Genomic DNA, 21,524 nt, shown 5'->3' on the forward strand with positions numbered 1-21,524 from the left:
AGTTTATCTGGTTTTGCCCTACATTCGCTGCCCGATTTTATTGTTTTAAAGTTTTAATTGGAATTAGCGTATGTCTGGTTTTACTCCCTCTATCGCAGGTAAACTGAATCTCAAACAAACACAAGTACAAGCCGTATTGGATCTTTTCGAAGAAAGTGCTACCATTCCCTTCATTGCCCGTTACCGAAAAGATAAAACAGGTGGATTGGATGAAGTGCAGATCCAACAAATTCAGGATGAAGCCAAGTTTCTCAAAGAATTTACAGAACGTAAAACCTTTATAGAAAAAGCCATTACCGAGCAGGGTAAAATGACAGAAGAACTTCAAGCTAAAATTGATAAAGCCACAACAATTGCAGCACTCGAAGATATTTATCTGCCTTATAAACCTAAGCGTAAAACCAAAGCGCAAACTGCCAGGGAAAATGGTTTAGAGCCGTTGGCAGATTTGATGTTAACGCAGCAGCAAGATGATGTACTTACAGAAGCTGCTAAATATATCAATGATAAGATAATAATCGTAGAAGATGCTTTACAAGGCGCAAGAGATATTATTGCCGAACTGGTGAATGAAAATGCAGAAGCGCGTGCCAAAATGCGTAAACTTTTTGAAGACACAGCTACCATACAAAGCAAAGTGTTGACCGATAAAGAAACAGAAGGAATTAAATACAAAGATTATTTCGATTTTTCAGAACCTATCCATAAAATTCCATCTCACCGAATACTCGCGATACTTCGTGGATTTTTGGAGGGTGTATTACGAATGAGCATTGCTCCATTAGAAGAAGATGCTTTGTATTTACTGGAACAGCAATACATCAAAGGCATGAACCCATGGTCTGATCATCTGCGAAAAGCGATTCGTGATGCATATAGAAGATTGATGCAACCCAGTTTGGAATCTGAATTCAGAACAGCTTTAAAACAAAAAGCCGATGAGGAAGCAATCACTGTATTTGCTGAAAATCTTCGTCAGTTATTATTGAGTGCACCATTGGGTAGAAAAAATATTCTAGCCATTGACCCCGGTTATCGTACAGGTTGTAAAGTGGTTTGTCTGGATAACAAAGGAGATCTTCAAACAACAGATTTGATCTATGTACATGAAAACAATCGTGTATACGAAAGTGAACATAAGATTCGGAAACTGGTAGAACAATTCAAAGTAGAAGCCATTGCCATTGGTGATGGTACAGCAGGAAGAGAAACCGAGCAGTTCATCAAGAAAATGCAATTGGGTTTGCCTGTGTTTTTGGTGAATGAAGATGGCGCTTCTGTTTATTCAGCTTCTGAAACAGCCAGGGAAGAATTTCCAGATCAGGATGTAACTGTTCGCGGCTCGGTAAGTATTGGTCGTCGTTTGATGGACCCATTGGCGGAATTGGTAAAAATCGATCCAAAAAGTATTGGGGTTGGACAATACCAACACGATGTCAATCAGTTTCGTTTAAAAGAACGATTGGATCAAACTGTGGTGAGCTGTGTAAACACAGTTGGGGTTAATTTGAATACCGCAAGCAAACATTTGCTGGCCTATGTGAGTGGTATTGGAGGAACCATGGCAGATAATATTGTTCGTTATCGTTCTGAGATCGGAGAATTTAAAGAGAGAAACCAATTATTGAAAGTGCCTCGTTTGGGAGCAAAAGCTTTTGAACAATGCGCAGGCTTTTTACGAATCAAAGAAGGGAATAATCCTTTAGATGCCAGTGCAGTTCATCCGGAAGCTTACCCTATTGTAGAAAAGATGGCCGGAGATTTACAGGTAGATGTCAAAGCATTGATCGGAAATGAAACATTGGTGAGCAAGATCGATCCCAAGAAATATGTGACAGAGCAGTTTGGAGAATTGACTTTGCGTGATATCCTGAATGAGTTAAAAAAACCCGGACTAGATCCACGTAATGAATTGGAGCAATTTGAATTTGCACAGATATACAAAATAGAAGATGTACATATTGGAATGATCGTACCCGGTGTTGTTACCAATCTTACCCGATTTGGGGCATTTGTCGACATAGGTGTAAAGCAGGATGGATTGGTTCACGTCAGTGAAATTGCCAATCGATACATCAGCGATCCCGGGGAAGCATTAAAGCTCGGACAAAAAGTGCAAGTGAAAGTAATGGAGGTAGACGTGCATCGCAAGCGTATTGCCTTATCCATTAAACAAGCAAGTGGGGAGGAAAGGGTACAAGGAGACAGGAAGCCAAGACGACAGGAAAGTTTCAAGCGTCAGGAAGAAGATTTGTCTGCGTTGAGTGTGAATGATGCTTTGAGCGCGTTGAAGAAAAAGTTTGGAAAATAGGAGGAGAAGAAACAAGAAACAGGAAACAAGAAAGTTTCAAGTAAACAGGGTACAAGTTTACATAGCGCCGGACTTTAGTCCGGCAAGAGAATAAGAGCGTTGATCAGGTGTAGTGTAGAAGTCACTATTTAATCTGACAGTTGGGAGTGGGGTCTTAAAATACGAGTTGATGAATGTTGCTTTTGACTAAAGGTGAAATTGCTGTGTAACTCCGTGTACAACTCTGCGCCACTGTGGTTAAAAATGTGTTGATGAACGGTTCATCTGATTACCAAACATACGCTATCTTGTTGCCTCTAAATTGTCATCATGAAAAAGATCGCATCGCTCATAGTAGCATTTTTTGTTGCTGCCACTTCCTTTTCACAGGATAAAGTGAATCCCATTATCAAAGATTTTGGTCCGGTATACGAAATACCGGATGCGATAGAAAAGCCGGATCCCAAAATGAACTATAAACTATTGGTAGATCTTGTTATGGCCAGTAGCAAACCTGATACCATTAACTTGGGAATTGAAGCTGCCTGTACCTTACTCAACTTACATGGAGTAGGAGGTGTACCCAAAGAAAAAATCAACATGGTCATTGCGGTGCATAATGCTGCCGGATACACCGTCATGAATAATGAAGCCTATAAAGCAAGATATAAAGTAGATAATCCGAATCTACCCATGATCAAAGCATTGGTGGATGCGGGTGTGAAGATCGTAGTATGTGGACAAACCCTCAAAAAAAGAGGTATTGATCCCTCCACATTAGCCCCCGGTGTAGGTGTTGCCACTTCCGCTTTAACCACCATTACAACACATCAATTGAAAGGCTACGCGACGATTAAATGGTGAGATGGTTTGGATGTCAGATGGCAGATGTAGGATTTCTGATGTGTAATCTTCTCTGAAAAAAGCGTGGCGAACACAATAAAAAGATTCCCCGCACTTTTTTACCTAGTACCTAGTACCTAGTACCTAGTACCTAGTACCTAGTACCTAGTACCTAGTACCCATAACCTATCCCGCCACCCATGTAATTTTCTGCTCAATCCAGCAACCAATTCATTTTCCTTAGTATCTTATCTCCCCAAAATCGTACCGAATGAGAAAACTATTTTTTTCAGGGATAGCAATTGCTTCTGCTGCCTTGATGACTACGTGGTTGCCGTCTGACAAAGGTGAGCTGCGTTTGCTTTCGTCTTTTTTTGCAGATTCTACTAAAAAAGACACCCCCGTGTATACCACTTTTAAAGACCTCCCATTAAAGCCGTCCAGAGAGATCAGCTTTAATACCAAAGAAGGTACTTGGATAAGTGTAGATGTAAGTCCGGATGGCAATACCCTTGCTTTTGATTTAATGGGTGATATCTATACCATGCCAATCACGGGTGGTAAGGCAACACCTGTTACCAAAGGCTTTGCGTATGAAACGCATCCTCGTTTTAGTCCGGATGGCAAAAAACTCTTGTTTACAAGCGATAGAAGCGGTAGTGATAATATCTGGATTTTGGATATGCAAAAGCAAGACACTCTTCAGCTTACAAAGACCAGAGTAGATGATTATGTCAATGCGGTATGGACACCCGATGGTAATTATGTCATTGCCAGCAGAGGGAGACGTTTACCGCGTTTATGGATGTTCCATGCAGATGGAGGTGGTGGTATTCAATTAAATGATGTACCCGGATCATTGAAAACTATAGATCCATTCGTAAGTCCGGATGGCGAAACCGTTTATTATAGTCAGCGTAATGGTTCATGGAATTACAACGCATTGTTACCACAATACCAGATCGGTACTTATGATCGTGATAAAGGTTTGACCAATACCATTACTACTCGTTATGGTTCTGCATTTACTCCCACATTGAGTAAAGACGGACAATGGATGGTATTCGGATCGAGGTATAATGACAAAACAGGTTTGGTGATTCGAAACCTGAAAAGTGGAGATGAAAGATGGTTGGCATATCCTGTTCAACGTGATGAACAAGAAAGTATTGCTCCGCAAGGTGTATTACCCGGTATGGCTTTCACACCTGATAGTAAACATTTGATTGCCAGCTATGGTGGTAAGATTTGGAAAATACCGGTGAATGGAGATGCGGCAACAGAAATACCCATGGATGTAGATGTTAAACTGGAATTGGGACCTCGTTTGTATTTTAATTATGACATCAAAGACACCACACATGCTTTGGCATCTCAAATTCGGGATGCAGTACCAAGTCCGGATGGCAAAAAATTAGCATTCACTGTATTGAATCGATTGTATGTGATGGATTATCCCAATGGAACTCCGGCGCGAGTTACCCATCACAACTTTACAGAAGCCATGCCGGCCTGGAGTCCGGATGGCAGACAGATTGTATTTGCAACTTGGGAAGAAAAAGAAGGTGGACATCTGTATAAAGTAACAGTTGGATCCAATCAAGTGACCAAATTAACGTCAGAAGCTGCATTCTATATGCAACCGGCATGGAGTTATAATCAACGCATTGCTTTCTTTCGTGGACCTAAACGTTTGTTCAAAGACGCAGAAGATCCATTCTTTAGTGGAGCAGAAGCAGAGATCGTGTGGATGAATGAAAATGGCGGTGATATCAAAGTGGTAGATATGGCGAGGAATAGAGGTAATATACATTTCACCAAAGACACAGAAAGAATTTTCTTGAATGGAGGTGGTGGGGCTTTGATCTCCATTCGTTGGGATGGTACTGATCTAAAAACACATGTTCGTATTACCGGTATTACCACTTTTGGTTCAGTATTGGATGGACATGGAGATGCGCACAATGAACCGGTATCGAATGGTAAAGAATATGTAATGGGAAGATACATGTCGGTGTCTAATCCATTGAATCACTGTATGCTTCCTGAGTCATCGGATGCCAGAGAACCACAGCCTATGCCATCAGCAGCAGGTATTATTTTAATGGCTCCGGTGGGTAACCAAGCTTTGGCGCAAGTCAATAATAATATTTATGTAGTAAACATTCCTGAAACGGGTAAAACTCCGAATATTAATGTTGCAGAACCTTCCGCAAGTATTTTTCCTTCGAGACAACTCACTGAGATCGGTGGTGAATTTCCTGCATGGGAAGAAGATGGAAAAAAAGTTCACTGGAGTTTAGGTAATGGACACTGGGTATATGATACAGAAAGAGCAGAAGCTGTAGAAGATTCTGTAAAAGATGCGAAGAAAGCAGAAGCTAAGCGTGCTGCTGATAGTATCAAAGCATTAACAGCAGCAGGTCCGGATGCAAAAAAATTAGCTGATTCACTTGCAAAGAAAAAAGCAGCGGATCTCGCAGCGGCTTTAAAAGCGGATCCTGCAAAAGCCAAACAGGATAGTTTGGATAAAGCAGAGCTCAAGAAAAAAGAAAAATATAGTCCGGCAGAAGTACAAGTGAAAGTATATTATGAAAAAGATACTCCAACCGGTACCATTCTGCTGCGTAATGCCAGAATTGTAACCATGAAAGGTGATGAAGTGATAGAACGTGGCGATATTTTGATCGTCAATAACAGGATCAAACAGGTTGGGAAAGGATTATCAGCTCCGGCGGGCGCCAAAGTAGTAGATTGTTCCGGAAAGACCATCACACCCGGATTTATCGATACCCATTCTCACATGTGGCCATTCTGGGGCTTGCATAAAAATACCGTTTGGATTTATGCTGCGAACTTAGCTTACGGTGTTACAACCACTCGTGATCCACAAACAGCTACAACAGATGTGTTGACCTATGGTGATATGGTAGAAGCAGGAACCATTCCTGGTCCAAGAATTTATAGTACAGGTCCGGGTGTGGGTTATTGGATGTATAACCTGCGCGATTTGGATCAAACTAAAAAAGTACTGGAGCAGTACAGCAAATATTACAAAACACAGTACATCAAAATGTATCTGACCGGCGTACGTCAACAACGTCAGTGGATCATCATGGCATCAAAAGAACAAAAATTGATGCCTACCACAGAAGGTGGATTGGATTACAAACTCAATATGACCCACATATTGGATGGGTATCCGGGTGTAGAACATGCGATTCCTATATTTCCATTGTATAAGGATGTTACTAAAACCATTGCCGAAAGCAAAATGGCACATACGCCAACATTGCTAGTGGCTTATGGAGGTCCATGGGCAGAGAACTATTATTACACTACTGAAAATCCATTGAAGGATCCGAAATTGAATCGCTTCACACCTTATGAGGAACTGAATGGAAAAGCAAGAAGAAGAACAGGTGGTAATGGCGGATGGTTTACACCGGAAGATCATGTGTTCCAGAAACATGCACAAGGCAGCAACAGTCTGGTACAACAAGGCGGCTTAGTAGGTGTTGGTAGTCATGGTCAGTTACAAGGTCTCGGTTACCATTGGGAACTATGGAGTGTGGCGAGTGGTGGAATGAGTTCGCTAAATGCATTGAAGACGGCTACCATTCTGGGTGCTACAGCATTGGGACTGGATAAGGATTTGGGAAGTATTGAATCCGGTAAGTTGGCAGATCTGGTGATCATGGATGCGAATCCCTTACAGAATATCAGAAATACCAATTCCATTCGCTACGTCATTAAAAACGGACGTATGTATGATGGTAATACACTGGATGAAGTATATCCAACCACCAGAAAATTAGATATCAGCTCCTGGACCAAAGAAGCACCGAAAGTGACGACGACGGTGAAGGAGTAAATATCTTTGATTTTTTGATCTTTGATTTCTTGATTTGATAGACTTGTGTAAACAAATTATTCATTGTCAAACAACATTCAAGAAATCAAAGATCAAGAAATCAAAGATTACATTTGAATACTATTCACTGCAGCCAAAGGAGCAGGTATATCTGTTTCATCTAACATTTCTCTGAGGTCGATTTCTATGGTTCTGCAAAGGGTGCTGATGGGTACATCGTTTGCGCCTCCTTCGAATGGGTTTTCGGTGGCTTCACCAATTTTTTCCATGGTATTAAAGACCCAGTTTACAATCACACTGAAAGGAATATTGAGCCAGATCATGTGTTCACCCAGTTGATGAAACTCTTGTAAAAGACCTAAGGGAACCACAAACGTAAAGAGGCGGATAAAGTATAAATTGATACTTGCAAATTGACGAGGATAAGGAAAGTTTTTGATGCGTTCGCAACGTCCCTGTGAATCATACAAAGCCACCAATTGATTTTCCATTTCTACAAAATTCAACGGGTCAATCAATCCTTGATCTTTTAATTGTCGAAGTCGGGCAGACTGTAAGCTAATCAGTTGAGTGGCACGATTCTTTTTACTCCATACATATTCAAAATCAGATACAGATAAATAGGGTTGTAAAGCTTCTTCAAAAGGCATCTGGTGTTCCGGTATGGTATAGAATCTTCTGTATTCAATATTGTAAGACTTATGGATGTTTTCCCAGGGTCTTGTTTCTCGCAGTTGATACCTCAATGCAGTAAGCCAGGCCAGATGACGATAGATCAATTCTTGATGGATGCTTTTGTTGAGTTGGGCATCTCCGGTAAAGTCTTTAACCATCATCGCCCATGACCGACTGGTATTCACAATACCACCCCAGATTTGTCGGGCCTCCCAAAGACGGTTATAGGTTTGTGTATTTTTAAAACCAATGATAAATGCTGCTGCAGTACCAATCATCGCAATGGGTACCCAAGGTATCGCCAACCACTTCCAATCCAATAATTGGTATAAAGCAGTAGGTATTGTAGCCAGTATGAATAGTCGATAAATATCTCTTCTCGTCCAGAAAAGAAACTCTTTTATTTTGTAATGGTTCCCGATATGCATTGGGAAAAGTTAGATAAAAAAATACATATGGGGAAGAAGTTTTGGATGTTGGGTGCAAGGTGCTAGGTGCCTAATACCCCGGATTCACTCCCGTATAATTAGCCGGCGTAATCGCTTTCAACTCTTTTTTCACTGCAGCACTCACTTTCAGCGACTGAATGAATTGCTGCATTGCTTTTTTGTCGATTTTATGATTGCCGCGTGTGAGATCTTTCAAAGCCTCGTAGGGGTTGGGGTAGTTTTCTCTTCTTAATATGGTTTGAATGGCTTCTGCAACTACTGCCCAGTTATTTTCAAGATCTTCTTTGATCTTGGGTTCATTTAGTAATAATTTACCCAATCCTTTTTCAATAGATTTAAAAGCAATAGCCACATGTGCTACCGGTGATCCGATATTACGTAAGACAGTAGAATCAGTCAGATCTCTTTGTAAACGACTGATGGGTAGTTTTGCAGACAGATGTTCAAGTAATGCATTGGCCATCCCTAAATTACCTTCTGCATTTTCAAAATCAATCGGATTGACTTTATGCGGCATAGCAGAAGAACCCACTTCACCCTTTTTAGTTTGCTGCTTGAAATAATCCATACTGATATAAGTCCAGATATCCCTGCACAAATCAATCAAAATATTATTGATGCGTTTGATGGCATCGAAATGAGCCGCTAAACAATCATAATGCTCGATTTGGGTGGTGAATTGCATTCTTTGTAAGCCCAATATATTCTCTACAAACTCATTGCCCAAAGCCACCCAATTCTTCTTTGGAAAAGCAATATGATGTGCGTTGAAATTGCCGGTAGCTCCTCCAAATTTGGCAGCATATGGAATGCTGGCAAACATTTCTATCTGATGATTAATCCGCTCTACAAAAACCATGATCTCTTTTCCCAGTCGAGTAGGAGAAGCCGGTTGTCCGTGTGTACGTGCCAGCATGGGCACATCTTTCCATTTTAGAGCCAGTTGGTAGAGATGATTTTGAAGATTCACCAGTGCCGGCAAATATTCATGCTCCATGGCATGTTTCCAACTCAATGGGATGGAGGTATTATTGATGTCCTGTGAAGTTAATCCAAAGTGAATCCATTCTTTTAAATCAGGAATACCTGCTTTATCCAACTGCTCTTTCAGAAAATATTCAACGGCTTTTACATCGTGGTTGGTAACTGACTCAATTTGTTTGATCTGCTGAGCATCATCGAAACTGAACTGATTGGCTACTTTTTGCAAATGTGCTTTTGCTTTTGCCGGTAATTTGAAAAAACGTTTGTCAGCCAGAAAAAAGAAATATTCAATCTCCACCAGCACCCTGTATTTGATCAGTCCGAATTCAGAAAAGTAATTGTCCAGATGCTGTACTTGTTTACGATAACGGCCATCGATAGGGGTAACAGCGGAAAGGTGGTTGAGTTCCATTGGGGAAATTGAGGTTATTTATTGATTATTGGTTTTCTTTGCATGCAAATTTAGCTGAATTGGACAAGAGAATAAGGATTGGAGCCGTTAGTTATTTAAATACCCGTCCACTGATGTTGGGGGTACGTAGATCCGGCTTAATGGATAAAGTGGAGGTAACCGAAGATTTTCCTGCGAATATAGCGGCTATGCTGCTCAATGATCAGGTTGATGTTGGTTTGGTGCCTGTGGCCATCATTCCACATTTACAAGAAGCGCATATCATTACAGATTATTGTATTGGAGCGGTAGGTGAAGTAGCTTCTGTGGGTATCTTTAGTGAAGTACCCATCGAAGCAATAGAAACATTGATTCTGGATTATCAAAGCCGTACCTCTGTTAATCTTGCTCGTATTTTGTTACAGGAGTTTTGGAAAAAAGAGGTTGCCATCGAGAATGCTACGGCAGATTATCGACATCGCATCAAGGGCACAACAGCAGCGGTTGTGATAGGAGATAGGGCATTGGCACAACATCAACATTCAAAGTACTATTACGATTTAAGTCTGGCTTGGCAACAACATACGGGATTGCCCTTTGTGTTTGCGGCTTGGGTATCCAACAAAGTATTGGATGAGGATTTCATTGACGCATTCAATCGTGCAAATGCCTACGGAATATCGCATTTGGATGAAGTGGTAAAGGATATTGAGTTTCCGCATTATGATCTCAAAAAATATTATTCCAAGAATATCAGTTATCAGTTGGATGCAGAAAAAAAAGCAGGATTACAGCTCTTTCTGCAAAAACTATCTGAACTTCCGAATCTGTCTTAAGTGATTTTTATGAACGGGATCTCTGTAATTACCATCTGTTTCAATAACCTGGCGGATCTGCAAAAGACCTGTCAGTCGGTGGATAAGCAGACCCGTCAACCGGAAGAACATTGGGTCATCAATGGTTCAACTACAGATGAAATTGCCAAATGGTTGGAACAAACACCTCAACCTGTTTATCGTAAATGGATCAATGAACGCGATAAAGGAATTGCAGACGCTTTCAATAAAGGAATCGATAAGGCTACAATGGATATTATCCATTTGCTGAATTCAGGAGATATCTATGGTGGTGATGATATTTTGGAAACAGTACAGGCATTCTTTCAATCGCATCCATCTGTTCAATGGATCAGTGGAAACATACAATTGATAAGAGGAGGAGAGCAAGTGGTGGTAGGGAAAGCTTTTGAAAAATCTAAGTTATACAGAGGCATGCGTAGTATTTCGCATCCAACTTGGTTTGTGAAAAGAGAAGCGTACCGACGCGTAGGTGGATATAGCAGCGATTATAAAATTGCTATGGATTATGATATGATGTGTAGACTGGCTCATGAATCCTATCTCTATCTTCCAAAAACCATTGCCATTTTTGATGACACGGGTATCAGCTCTTTACAGTATGTAAGATCATTGGAAGAAAGTAAGAAAGTGTATACTCGACATTTCGGAACTTCCTTGAAATTGATCTTATGGCAATGGCGATTGACAATCCTGCATCATCTTTTACAGAGCAGTTTTGGTCAATGGTTATTCCGCTTAAAAAAGAAAATGGGATTGGAAAACTGGTAACTAATCTGTTGTGCTCTTTATTTATTCGGAAAATAAAGAGACATATTAAAAACTGAAAAGCATAAGGCTGTCAAAATAAATAATTTTTAATCAGTCCCTGTGGACGGGCCTCATTGGGGTCGGTGTCAAGCGCAGCGAAGACAGATTATCCGCCGCGGCGGATGATTTGAGGTCAATGTCTGCCTAAGGCGGAGGAACAGGGACGGGGCCATTCGGCCCAGGAGTAATATCGAGTTCTGATAATTAGAGTGATTTTAAATAGCACAACATATTGGTAACTATTTATTTTCCTAAGAATGTATCTATTGTCTTGATCACTTTTTCCGGTAAAACATTCGCATAAGGTTCAGCAATTACAAATTCATATTTTGTCCTGACAAGATGCTCATCCGCTAACTCTTTTTCAATAGTATCCGGATAACAAGCATAGAAATGAGGGGCTATAGAACTTGGGTAGGGTGCAAACCTTTTATACTGAGAACCATTGAAGATGCCTATTACCGGACACCCCACTGCTGCTGCCAGATGTACAGATCCGGTATCCACAGAGAGTAATAAAGATGCTTGTGCCAATACCGATAACATATCTGTCAATGTGGTTTTACCGGTTAAATCGATAACAGGGTATTGATATGCTGAACAAAAAGCATCCGTATAAGTTTTATCATCAGCTGCACCACAAACTACCATGGTGAATCCTTGTGTACGGAAAAGATGTGCAGCTACCGCAATAAAATTATTGGTTGGCCATATTCGACTGGTACTTCTAGAGCCGGGAAATATGACGGCAAATTTTTGGGGTAACCCTTCAAAGGATGTGAGTAAAGGTTGAGGCACACGGGTATCTTCCACAGACGATTCAATACCGGTTACAAATGCAGTGAATAATTGATTCCTGAAGAATTCAAAAACAGGTTTCTCAAGATAGTCAAAAAGACGAGTGTATAATCCATGGTCATATCCTCTTTCATAAGGTTGAACACTTTCTGTATTGGCTACCATACCAATACGATGTTTGGCAGATGCGGCTTTCACGATACTGTCATCGTATCTTTTGTCTCTGGAAAAAGTTGGATTAATAACAGTATCATATCCCTGGCGATAGATCATCCTCAAAAAACGATACCTGTATTTCAAATCTTTCTTGAATCGTATCTTGTCGATCCAGAATGATTTGTGTACGACATCTGCATCAAATGTTTCGAATAAAGATTTCCAGCTTTTATTGCCTGCGAAATGGATGTCAAATCCATGATACCTTGGTGCAGCTGTAATCTCATTCAGAAAGTTGCGCCATAGCATATAATCTCCGATCTCATCTATTCGAACGATGAGGAGTTTCTTTTGAGCAGACTTCTGCCGAAAACCAATACTGGCGAGAAATCCGATGATGTCGTATATGATTCCTTTAATGCGGTTCAATGAATAAGTCGAATGATGCTCACAAATGTACACTTTGAAAAGATGATTTGACATAGACTCTTTCAAAGCAATTTTGCCGCCGATTCACAGATTTAGCGGTTGTATTTGCCTATTTTTACCGCATTAAAACAGTGTAATATGGGTTTTATAGGTGATCTGAAGAATCGTTTATACACCAAACTGCGTCGAACATTGAATCTGGAACAGATGGATACAAGACTTTCCCGGATCAATGATCTTCAAATTGAGCAGTTCTTGCTTGAACACCTGTATCGAAATCCACGGTATCAACAGCCTGATAAATTGAACCGATATGAGTTCCAGGCTTTTTCCCAAGTTGGGGATGATGGTATCATTGAAGAAATATTCAAACGCATAGGCACCACAAATCAATACTTTGTAGAATTCGGGGTAGAAGATGGAAAAGAAACCAATAGTACGTATCTTCTCTTCAAAGGCTGGAAAGGATTATGGATGGATGGCAGCGAAAGAAATATTGCATCCATTCATGCATCTTGTGCAAAAGCCATACAACGTGGCGATTTGAAAGCCATTCAGGCATTTATTACAGCAGAAAATATTGAATCTCTGCTTCAGCATGCAGGGGTACCAACAGAACCCGATCTTTTAGTCATTGATATCGACAGAAACGATTATCATGTCTGGAAAGCCATTCAACAATATCGTCCAAGAGTAGTCATTGTTGAATACAATGCCATCTTCAGACCCGGCTGTGAGTATGTAATTGAGTATGATGCGGGTGCCATGTGGGATGGTACCGGTAATACAGGGGCAAGTCTGGAATCCTTTTGCAAACTCGGTGCTGAAAAAGGGTATAAACTGGTGGGCTGTTGTTTTGCCGGTGTAAATGCCTATTTTGTTCGAGAGGATGTGATGGGGGATCATTTTATAGGCCCCTTTACTGCTGCCAATCATTATGAACCTCCTCGGTATCATCTGTACCATAAGCCGGGACATCCCAGAAAACTAGACCTTTAAAAGCTGAAATGAGTTTTATGAATGCATCATTTGTGATGTCGGTTCCACAATTACTTTGTTTTGCGTAAAAAAGCACTACCACTTTTATCAGGCATCAAAATGATATGCTCTCCGGTTTCTTTACAAAATTCATCAATCGCTTTTTGGGATCCATCCCAGTGTAAACTAGAGTAATCATGTAATAAAAACAATCCACCCTTGGGCATTCTCTGGTAAAAGAAGCTTAGTCCTGCTTTGGTAGGGGCATACAGATCACAATCCAAACTCACGATCGCATAAGATCTTGATGCATGATCTGAAGTAATGGTATCAGGAAAAAAACCTTTTACAAAATGACAGCAATCAGTAGCGGGGCCGATCACTTTTTTTACCAATTCAATCGATGTATTATTGAAGTCAGTATCTTTTGATTCATCAATCCCTTGAAGATCTTCTTTGCTAAATCCCTCATACGTATCAAATAAAAATACCTGTCTTTGGTGTTTCAATGCATAATGCGCCAGAATCGATGCTGTGTTACCACGCCATACACCAAGTTCAGCGAAATCTCCTTGGATACCTTCTGATAAAACCTGTTTGCAGTTGAGTATAAAGCTCCATAACCTGGCAGTATCACCGCCATTGTTTCTTTGATTATGAGCGGTAAATCTTTTTTGTAATTCTTTAAATTCAGGATGAGCTAGAAAAGCAGTATGTGAATCGGGTTGATAAGCCGTGAAAAAAGGTCCCCAATACGAGAAACCGATCCGAAAAATATTACCAAGAATTTCCTGTGTATGAATTCTGTTAAGCAATTGTTGTGTTGGGGTTCTTTTTTTGAAATACCCTTTTATGCTGATCAGAAATTTTTTCCATTCACTCATAACCATTCCTTAAGGTTGTAATAAATTTTCAGATGCTATAAACTGTGCTGCAAGTTCACTATCATCTTCATGAAACAAACAGATATCATAATAGGCAATACAGCTACCACCATCTTTTGCATAACGGTGAAGGTCCTCAAGGATACCTACCTGGTCAATAGGTACTTTCATCAGATATCTACCTTTATTATCAAATAGAATCACGTTTTTATACCCTACTTCACCCAAAGTTAAGAGGGTAGAAAGCCCCTCTTCCTGAATGGCTTCCATATTGGTTCTATTGTATTCAAAATAGATCACAGGTTTTTTTTCGCGAATGAGTTTTGCAGAACCTCTGATGATAATGGTATCGAAACCTTCACAGTCTATTTTCAATAATTTTAAAGTACGGTTTAACAAGTGTTCCTCTCCTAAAACTTCATCCAATGTTTTCAGATGAATCATTTCACCCTGTTCTTCATTGGGTATCAGTGTGGTATTCCATCCTGTTTTTTCCATGGAGATACGCTTACTCTCAATTTTTTCTCCTAAAAAAGTTTTAATCAGCGTCACATTTTTAAGTGACATGGTATTTTTTTTCAAAAAATCAAAAGCAAAATCATCCCCCTCAATGCCAATCACAGGCAGTTCAATGGCCGATTTAATGATGGCAATGGTATCACCAACATTGGCGCCAACATCTAATACAGAAAGTGAAGGATACTTACCTGCTATGCAAGCCGATAAGCGTCCTAACTGGCTATTGGCACTTGGGTCGTATTTGTAAGTACTGATTTGAGGATTATTACCAGGCATCTCCAATAAGTAATTGCCTACCATCACTTTTTTAATCCTGTTCTTTTTTTTATCACTGTGAACATTCACTTTGATGATGTCATATCCAAAAATTTGTAAGACAGACCTGATCAATTTACGCATAGCGGGTACTTTATAATGACTTTGCCTCCGGCAATATTACTACCTGTTCAGGAGATCTGATACAATCTTTTCAAATTGCGGTTGATAACAGAAGTCATACGCATTTGCGCCTTCAGGTACTACATTCGGACACTGATGGTATACTTCAAGGATCCTGGGTGTTTTCAAGGCTTCTGCCAGCGAAAAAGGAAAAGATTGATTTCCGATAAATAGTTTACAGCCTGCAATAATGGCTGCAAGGGCTGCAAAATCAGATACCGGCTGATATTGCAGATCCGGGATCTCTTTTTTCATCATCTCATATTCTTCAGGCACACCTACAAAAAACAGGTTTTCATAATTTGAAAGAAATGCGTAAGAGATTTCCGGTGCATGGTATCTGCTGCTTCGGGCGATCACAATTTTATCTGAGAAACGACTGTCCGGATTAATCTGTAACCATGGTTTACCAAGATCTGCAGTTACGGCAAATGTCAGGAAATACCATCTGGTGATACTGTACATTCTGTAATCAAATGGTAGAGATCGAAATGCGGTGAGATCATAATGGATGGGTTCACCCTTCCAGGCTCCGAAATATTCGATCTCAGGTTGCTGTTGCATTAACGGAGCAAACAATGCAACACTTTTCTCGGTCAGCATTACATTGCCATTGGGGTGACGCATCTGTTTGGTAAAATCGCGATTGGGTTGATGTAATTCAAAATATAAATGTATCTTTTTCCCATTGGCCAATGCCTTCATGGCAGGTATGGAATAAATGACATCCCCCGCATGTCCGGTATGTTTGAAATGTACAGCATTGCCGGTAATGGGAGTCAATGGCTTCAGTACCTGAGGAGCCACCGCCAAACCATTTTTAAAGCGCTGTTCTTTTTGACGATGATTAAAACTGAGCTTCCAGTCTGTCCATATTTTTTGTACGAATGACATCAGGTCTATTGGTGTTTGGTCACTTTCAATACGATCACGACATTATAGTCGATCTCACAATTACTACTAAAAAGAATTTCATAACTGATCCCGGAAAGCTCATTCATTCTTTGCAGCATCAGATCATAACCCATATTGGCATGAATATGATAAGGATTCATGGGTATGCCCATTTCTTTACAATACACTTCATATTTGGGTTGATCAGGAAATACCAAAATAAGGTTGCCGCCGGATTTCAGAATGCGGATGAATTTTCGCAAAGCATCACCGGTATCTGTAAAGTCTTCGATCAAATGGCTGGTATACACATAGTCATAGGTATTGTCCGGAACAGGAATTTCATTATTGATCACATCCACGCCAATATCCACTTTATCTTTTCCGGTATGTGTGTAGGGTTGAGGGAAATCAATGCCGTCACAATCAATCTTCATGATTTTGTCGCCACCAAAGCCAATATTACAACCTTTGCCATTGCAATAGGGAAGTACCCAATGTCGTATTTTGGATGTTTCTGATGGCGAAATGAATTGAATACCGAACCAGCGGCTGAGTGTTCCTTTTATTTTTCTTTCTCGGATAATTGCAAGACTCATGTCTAAATGTATAATTTATCTCACAATTTTTATCAGCTTCATCTTTTTAAATAGCACGGGGCTTAAGCCCCGTACTATTTAAAAATTCAATAATCCTTTTAAAGCATCAATCCTGAATCGAATAACAGGCCAAGATTTAGCAGGTTGTCCTTTTATAACATATAAAATACCCAATACCACAGCAGCACCCAATTTTAAAAAGTACTCCAGTATTTTCAGACAATAAGATAAGGTACTTATTTGCAAGGTTCTTACTTTTTCTCCACGTCCATAGCCACTGGCAACACGGTACAGATAAGCCGGGGTCAGTTTTGCTGTTTCTACAATGTGATGAACAATGATCTGTGGGTCATAATAAATCACTGCATCTTTTGCTTGTAGTCTTAAAAAAAACTCTTTGCCCTCACCACCAATTCTCAAAGTTCCTTTCACACCGGGTAAAGCAGTATTGAAGCCCCCAATTTCATCAAACAATGATTTTCTTACGATCATATTGGATTCTAAGGGATATTTCCCGGGTTGGAAAACGCATACATCGTTTGAATAATCAAAATTGCCCACCATGGATGAAACATAATGACTCATCCATTTGGGTTCTGAAGGAATATATTTAGGAATGATACGCCCACCTATTCCACCGGCATCAGGATGCAACTGGAAGAATTCGATGATTCTAAATAGATAATCAGGTGCTGCAATCGCATCATCATCCATAAAACATAACAAGGGCGATCGTGCAAGTTGAGCACCCGTATTTCTGGCAAAAGATGCACCTTGGTTCAGTTCATTCGCATATGTAATATGGATGGTAGCAAACCGAGCAATGCAATTCCTACAAACCTCTTCTGTATCATCTGTTGAATTATTATTGACAATAATGACTTCAAATGTTTCTTTGGACAGTATTTGTTCTGATAAGCTTTTCAAAGCTTCAGGAATATAGGCCGCCCTATTATACGTACAGATGATCACAGATATTTGTAAGGACATATTCATAAACTGCGTAAAGATACAAGTGCTTTTGCTATTATATTTTCCCAGTTATGGTGCTCAAAGAATACATCAGGGGTCATGGATGGATGATAGGGATTCAAATTGCTCATCGCATTCGCAAAAATATTCCAGTCATAATCCGGAATAATTTTTACTTTCTCTCCGGTCAATGTAGGAAGCAGACCCTTAACTCCGGTAGTAGTCGTAATCACTGTTTGATGACATGCCAATGCATCTACCAGTTTCGTTTTGATACCACCCCCCAGTGTCACCGGATTAATAGAACAATCTGTACCGATCATAAAAACATTGATATCATCTACAAACCCACAGTAGATAATTTCAGGCTGTTCTTTTAAGACCTGTTCCCATTGCTCAGATAAATCACATCCACAGATGAAAATTGTAAAAGATAATTTTTTTTCTCTTAGTCTAGGTAGCAACTCATAAACGATAATATGAAGTGCATCTGTATTGGGTGTGTAATTAAGCGTGCCATTGAAAAGGAATAATAAAGTGTGGTTGGGGATTTTGAAATATTCCATGATGCGTCTGCGTAGAATGGGCTTGCTGGTATCAATACCTGCCTCCGGTTTTACACCATACGTGATGACTGTACATTTTTCAGGTTTAAGCTGCCAGTTGGTAATCGCATAATTCAAGTCTTCTTCTGTAATGAAAAAACTATGATCTGCTTTGCGATGTACATATTTTTCATAACTGTGGTAGGTTTGCCAAAACAAACGCTGCATATCCCTGAAACGATGCGCTTCAATATTATGTGAACGAATCACAAAAGGCTTGCCGGTAAACCATCGCAATACTAACCCCAACCAACCAAAATAGGAGTGCTCAATGATGATGGTGTTCACTTGATGCTTCCGAATCAGCTTCATCAAACGAAAGAGGTAAATGATATTCAGTGGTCCCTTCCAATGATCAAAAAGAAAATTTTCAACTTGCGCACCCGGTACGGTATCGGTTTGATTGTTTTTAGCAACAGCCAATATGAGCTTGGTTTCTTTCGCCAATTGCTCATAAAATCCCTGCACACATTTTTGTCCACCCATCCTGGCAGGAAATACAGCATAAGAAACAATACCTAAAACAACGGGCGTATCCATCACACTTTTTCTTCCCTTTTTCTTCTGCGTGAAAAGAAAGCGGCAAGGATCAATAATATCCAGATCGGTGCAGAGGTGATAACGGCAATTTTTGCACTGTTGTAATAAGAAGCAGGTTTGAATTCAAACACAATTTCATGATTACCTGCAGGTATTGCCAATCCACGTAATACATAATTCACTTTTACAATCGGTGCTTCTTTTCCATCAATCGTTGCGGTCCAGCCACGATCATAGAATATCTCACTGAACACTGCAAACTGGTTGCTGTTGCTGCTAGAGCGATATCTGATCAGATCATTGTCATTCAATACCTGAACAATGCCGGCTGTTGAGTCAGCAACGGGTTCAAAAGGAATATCTTTTTTCGCCGTACTTTCTACAATGGCTGTATCAGCGGGAGAAAACTGATTCATGGCTTTCATCACCGAAGCTGCATCTTTCTCATAACGAATGCCTTTTACAAACCAAGCATGTCCCAATGCAGCCGGATTTACTTGTAATTCCGGTTGACCTGTTTGTTGATTCAGGACAATGAAATACTTTGTATTCAGCATATTCAGTACTGACATATTCATGGGCTGTTTATTCAGCTGAAAATTGATCAGGTCATTATAGATACTCAGTTTGGCAGGGTGATATCCGCCCACAGAGCGATGATGATAAGCCGTAAATGCATCCGTATAGGGGTCAACTGTCAGATTAAGTACACGTGGTTGAGTAGTATCTCTCAGGATTTCCTGGTCTATAGGAGTAGCTGCAAACTGACTTTCATTCACTACTTCTGCATCGCGGTAATCTTTTTCATTCAAATATCTTTTTCCAACAGTAAAGAGATCAATAGAACTCAATGCAACTATTGCCAGTAAGACATAAGAAGTTTTGAGTTTGTCTTTAATGAAAAGCCAAAGTAAACCGGCAGTTGCAGTAATGAATAAAATGGATCTCAACAGATCAGATCCGAAAAGAGAGCGCCTGTCATCTTTTAAGGCATTATAAAATCCATTGGCTTCATCCTGATTACCGCCAAGTGATTGTGTGAGATAGTTCTTGATCTGCTCATCTCTGCCGATATAATCGAAAGTCAAATAGAGCAATACTGCACCCAATACAATACCTCCTGTTGTGTACACGGCTTTCTTTAATGCAGCCAAAGCAGTGGCTTTATTTTTTTCTTCAAACAGAAATTGTTGCAATGCCATAACGGCGAGTAAAGGAAATAATAGCTGTGGAAGAATAAGAATAATACTAGGAGCTCGAAATTTATTGTACAAAGGAAGATAGTTGAAAAGGAAGCTATTGAACGACATGAAATTACTTCCCCAACTCATGAGTACTGCCAACACACACACTGCCAATATCCACCAACGATGCCAGGTTTGTAAGTATACCATTCCCAGGATGAATAAAAAGCAAATAACGGCACCGAGATAAACAGGCCCTGATGTCATGGGTTGTGGCCCCCAATAGGTAGGCATAGAACCCGCAAACTGCGCAGCCTGATCTTCAGGAATTCCTTTTTCCATGGCTCTTTTGGCGAGGTGCGAGCTTGCATCCAATTCTCCATTGCTACTGCCCCCATAAATACCCGGTACCAGAAAAGTATAGGTTTCTGCCAAACCATAGCTGCCGTAATAAAAAGCATAATCAATATCAAGCCCCTTGCTTTTAGTGGCTTGTCCGGTAGAATCCAATTTCACTGAGCCTCCACGCATAGTAGCTTTTGCATAATCGCTGGTAGTGGCTAGTGTAACAATATTAGGACCAACACCTAGAGCACCCATGGATAAAGCGAGTGCCAAAGAAACACCTAAGTGTTTATAATCTTTTTGCTTGATCCATTGAATGATGAATCCGATGGTCATACATCCCGCCACAAACAGAAAGTAATAAGTGACCTGTAAGTGATTCATGGCAATCAATAGGAAACTGAAAAGGGCTGTGAGTGCGGCGCCCCACCAATATTCTTTTTTATAAATGAGCCAAAGTGCGCCCAATAATGCTGGCATATAACCCATGGCTTGCATTTTGGTATCATGTCCAACAGCAATGATCACCGGGTCATAGGTAGCATATGCATAAGCGATACCCCCAAGAATACCGATCCAAGGTTTTGTACCAATGACCTGTGATAAAAAATAAAAGCTGATACAGAGCAAGAAAAAGAAACCAATGGGCTTGCCCATGAACAGCATAAACAGTTGATGGAAATAAATAGGGGTAATAGGGTTGGCTGCTTCCATGGCAATCTGATAAGCAGGCATACCACCAAAAAGGTTATTATTCCAAAGCGGATAATGTCCATGGGTTTCTTTGTAATTGAATAAGTCCTGCGCCATACCCTTCCAATGAGAGACGTCTAACTGCTCGATGACTTTACCCTCTAATGCAGGCTTGCAAAAAATAATGGCCACTAAAAGAAAGATACCCGCCGCTGTTAGATGCGGCAATACAGATTTCCATTGAAATTGCTTCATGATCGTTTTTTGAGCTATCAGCAAACCTACAGGAAAAATGTTTGATTTTTTCCTGTGAAGGC

At 40.2% G+C, this 21,524-nt stretch carries 16 protein-coding genes; 6 read left to right on the forward strand and 10 right to left on the reverse strand.

Features of this window, described 5'->3' with window-relative positions; translation table 11 throughout:
• Nucleotides 1-70: 70 nt before the first annotated feature.
• The 3 genes from ACTIEV_RS04300 to ACTIEV_RS04310 all read left to right on the forward strand — a co-directional run bounded on the left by ACTIEV_RS04300 (nucleotide 71) and on the right by ACTIEV_RS04310 (nucleotide 7,007).
• On the forward strand, nucleotides 71-2,311 hold the full coding sequence (locus ACTIEV_RS04300) for a Tex family protein (protein WP_439516182.1): 2,241 nt from the start codon (nucleotides 71-73) through the stop codon (nucleotides 2,309-2,311).
• 309 nt (nucleotides 2,312-2,620) lie between these two features.
• A complete protein-coding gene (locus ACTIEV_RS04305; protein ID WP_439516183.1) occupies nucleotides 2,621-3,154 on the forward strand; it encodes a DsrE family protein in 534 nt (177 codons plus the stop codon).
• Between the two features lie 250 nt (nucleotides 3,155-3,404).
• Nucleotides 3,405-7,007 (forward strand): amidohydrolase family protein, encoded by a 3,603-nt coding sequence (locus tag ACTIEV_RS04310; RefSeq protein ID WP_439516184.1) that lies wholly within the window; start codon nucleotides 3,405-3,407, stop codon nucleotides 7,005-7,007.
• A 107-nt stretch (nucleotides 7,008-7,114) separates the two neighbouring features.
• Here ACTIEV_RS04310 and ACTIEV_RS04315 read toward each other — a convergent pair whose 3' ends face one another.
• Both ACTIEV_RS04315 and purB read right to left on the reverse strand, forming a co-directional pair.
• On the reverse strand, nucleotides 7,115-8,110 hold the full coding sequence (locus ACTIEV_RS04315) for a bestrophin family protein (protein ID WP_439516185.1): 996 nt from the start codon (nucleotides 8,108-8,110) through the stop codon (nucleotides 7,115-7,117).
• Between the two features lie 70 nt (nucleotides 8,111-8,180).
• Complete coding sequence (gene purB, locus ACTIEV_RS04320; RefSeq protein WP_439516186.1) at nucleotides 8,181-9,527, reverse strand: adenylosuccinate lyase; 1,347 nt, start codon at nucleotides 9,525-9,527, stop codon at nucleotides 8,181-8,183.
• A gap of 59 nt (nucleotides 9,528-9,586) precedes the next feature.
• On the opposite strand from purB, the gene ACTIEV_RS04325 reads away from it, so the two are divergent.
• Complete coding sequence (locus tag ACTIEV_RS04325) at nucleotides 9,587-10,342, forward strand: menaquinone biosynthetic enzyme MqnA/MqnD family protein (protein WP_439516187.1); 756 nt, start codon at nucleotides 9,587-9,589, stop codon at nucleotides 10,340-10,342.
• A gap of 9 nt (nucleotides 10,343-10,351) precedes the next feature.
• Entirely contained in the window at nucleotides 10,352-11,134 is a 783-nt protein-coding gene (locus ACTIEV_RS04330) for a glycosyltransferase family 2 protein (RefSeq protein ID WP_439516188.1), read from the forward strand.
• Between the two features lie 282 nt (nucleotides 11,135-11,416).
• Here the strand turns inward: ACTIEV_RS04330 and ACTIEV_RS04335 are convergent, their stop codons facing one another.
• The gene (locus ACTIEV_RS04335; protein ID WP_322195904.1) at nucleotides 11,417-12,610 is read right to left on the reverse strand and encodes a glycosyltransferase family 9 protein; all 1,194 of its coding nucleotides are present in this window, start codon (nucleotides 12,608-12,610) and stop codon (nucleotides 11,417-11,419) included.
• Nucleotides 12,611-12,694: 84 nt separating this feature from the next.
• Here ACTIEV_RS04335 and ACTIEV_RS04340 point away from each other — a divergent pair, with 84 nt between their 5' ends.
• The gene (locus ACTIEV_RS04340) at nucleotides 12,695-13,555 is read left to right on the forward strand and encodes a hypothetical protein (protein WP_322195905.1); all 861 of its coding nucleotides are present in this window, start codon (nucleotides 12,695-12,697) and stop codon (nucleotides 13,553-13,555) included.
• A gap of 50 nt (nucleotides 13,556-13,605) precedes the next feature.
• On the opposite strand, the gene ACTIEV_RS04345 is transcribed toward ACTIEV_RS04340, so the two are convergent.
• From ACTIEV_RS04345 to ACTIEV_RS04375, 7 genes are all read right to left on the reverse strand, one after another.
• Nucleotides 13,606-14,418 carry a TylF/MycF/NovP-related O-methyltransferase gene (locus ACTIEV_RS04345; RefSeq protein ID WP_322195906.1) on the reverse strand — a complete coding sequence of 271 codons (813 nt, stop codon included), beginning with the start codon at nucleotides 14,416-14,418 and terminating at the stop codon, nucleotides 13,606-13,608.
• Between the two features lie 9 nt (nucleotides 14,419-14,427).
• Entirely contained in the window at nucleotides 14,428-15,336 is a 909-nt protein-coding gene (locus ACTIEV_RS04350; RefSeq protein WP_322195907.1) for an FkbM family methyltransferase, read from the reverse strand.
• Between the two features lie 39 nt (nucleotides 15,337-15,375).
• Complete coding sequence (locus tag ACTIEV_RS04355; protein ID WP_439516189.1) at nucleotides 15,376-16,269, reverse strand: hypothetical protein; 894 nt, start codon at nucleotides 16,267-16,269, stop codon at nucleotides 15,376-15,378.
• Nucleotides 16,270-16,274: 5 nt separating this feature from the next.
• Nucleotides 16,275-16,868, reverse strand: coding sequence for a class I SAM-dependent methyltransferase (locus ACTIEV_RS04360; RefSeq protein WP_439516190.1), 594 nt, complete (start codon nucleotides 16,866-16,868; stop codon nucleotides 16,275-16,277).
• A 78-nt stretch (nucleotides 16,869-16,946) separates the two neighbouring features.
• Nucleotides 16,947-17,864: a glycosyltransferase gene (locus tag ACTIEV_RS04365; RefSeq protein ID WP_439516191.1), complete on the reverse strand. Its 918-nt coding sequence runs from the start codon at nucleotides 17,862-17,864 to the stop codon at nucleotides 16,947-16,949.
• Nucleotides 17,861-18,985 (reverse strand): glycosyltransferase family 4 protein, encoded by a 1,125-nt coding sequence (locus tag ACTIEV_RS04370; protein ID WP_439516192.1) that lies wholly within the window; start codon nucleotides 18,983-18,985, stop codon nucleotides 17,861-17,863. The genes ACTIEV_RS04365 and ACTIEV_RS04370 overlap by 4 nt, the downstream gene beginning before the upstream one ends.
• Nucleotides 18,985-21,462 (reverse strand): YfhO family protein, encoded by a 2,478-nt coding sequence (locus ACTIEV_RS04375; protein WP_439516193.1) that lies wholly within the window; start codon nucleotides 21,460-21,462, stop codon nucleotides 18,985-18,987. The genes ACTIEV_RS04370 and ACTIEV_RS04375 overlap by 1 nt, the downstream gene beginning before the upstream one ends.
• Nucleotides 21,463-21,524: the final 62 nt, after the last annotated feature.

The sequence above is a fragment of the Sediminibacterium sp. genome (assembly GCF_051861365.1).
Lineage (GTDB): Bacteria > Bacteroidota > Bacteroidia > Chitinophagales > Chitinophagaceae > Sediminibacterium.

Coding starts and splice junctions, on each gene's coding strand:
- ACTIEV_RS04300 (WP_439516182.1), top strand. CDS start 71: ATGTCTGGTTTTACTCCCTCTATCGCAGGTAAACTGAATCTCAAACAA.
- ACTIEV_RS04305 (WP_439516183.1), top strand. CDS start 2,621: ATGAAAAAGATCGCATCGCTCATAGTAGCATTTTTTGTTGCTGCCACT.
- ACTIEV_RS04310 (WP_439516184.1), top strand. CDS start 3,405: ATGAGAAAACTATTTTTTTCAGGGATAGCAATTGCTTCTGCTGCCTTG.
- ACTIEV_RS04315 (WP_439516185.1), bottom strand. CDS start 8,110: ATGCATATCGGGAACCATTACAAAATAAAAGAGTTTCTTTTCTGGACG.
- purB (WP_439516186.1), bottom strand. CDS start 9,527: ATGGAACTCAACCACCTTTCCGCTGTTACCCCTATCGATGGCCGTTAT.
- ACTIEV_RS04330 (WP_439516188.1), top strand. CDS start 10,352: ATGAACGGGATCTCTGTAATTACCATCTGTTTCAATAACCTGGCGGAT.
- ACTIEV_RS04335 (WP_322195904.1), bottom strand. CDS start 12,610: ATGTCAAATCATCTTTTCAAAGTGTACATTTGTGAGCATCATTCGACT.
- ACTIEV_RS04340 (WP_322195905.1), top strand. CDS start 12,695: ATGGGTTTTATAGGTGATCTGAAGAATCGTTTATACACCAAACTGCGT.
- ACTIEV_RS04345 (WP_322195906.1), bottom strand. CDS start 14,418: ATGAGTGAATGGAAAAAATTTCTGATCAGCATAAAAGGGTATTTCAAA.
- ACTIEV_RS04350 (WP_322195907.1), bottom strand. CDS start 15,336: ATGCGTAAATTGATCAGGTCTGTCTTACAAATTTTTGGATATGACATC.
- ACTIEV_RS04355 (WP_439516189.1), bottom strand. CDS start 16,269: ATGTCATTCGTACAAAAAATATGGACAGACTGGAAGCTCAGTTTTAAT.
- ACTIEV_RS04360 (WP_439516190.1), bottom strand. CDS start 16,868: ATGAGTCTTGCAATTATCCGAGAAAGAAAAATAAAAGGAACACTCAGC.
- ACTIEV_RS04365 (WP_439516191.1), bottom strand. CDS start 17,864: ATGAATATGTCCTTACAAATATCTGTGATCATCTGTACGTATAATAGG.
- ACTIEV_RS04370 (WP_439516192.1), bottom strand. CDS start 18,985: ATGGATACGCCCGTTGTTTTAGGTATTGTTTCTTATGCTGTATTTCCT.
- ACTIEV_RS04375 (WP_439516193.1), bottom strand. CDS start 21,462: ATGAAGCAATTTCAATGGAAATCTGTATTGCCGCATCTAACAGCGGCG.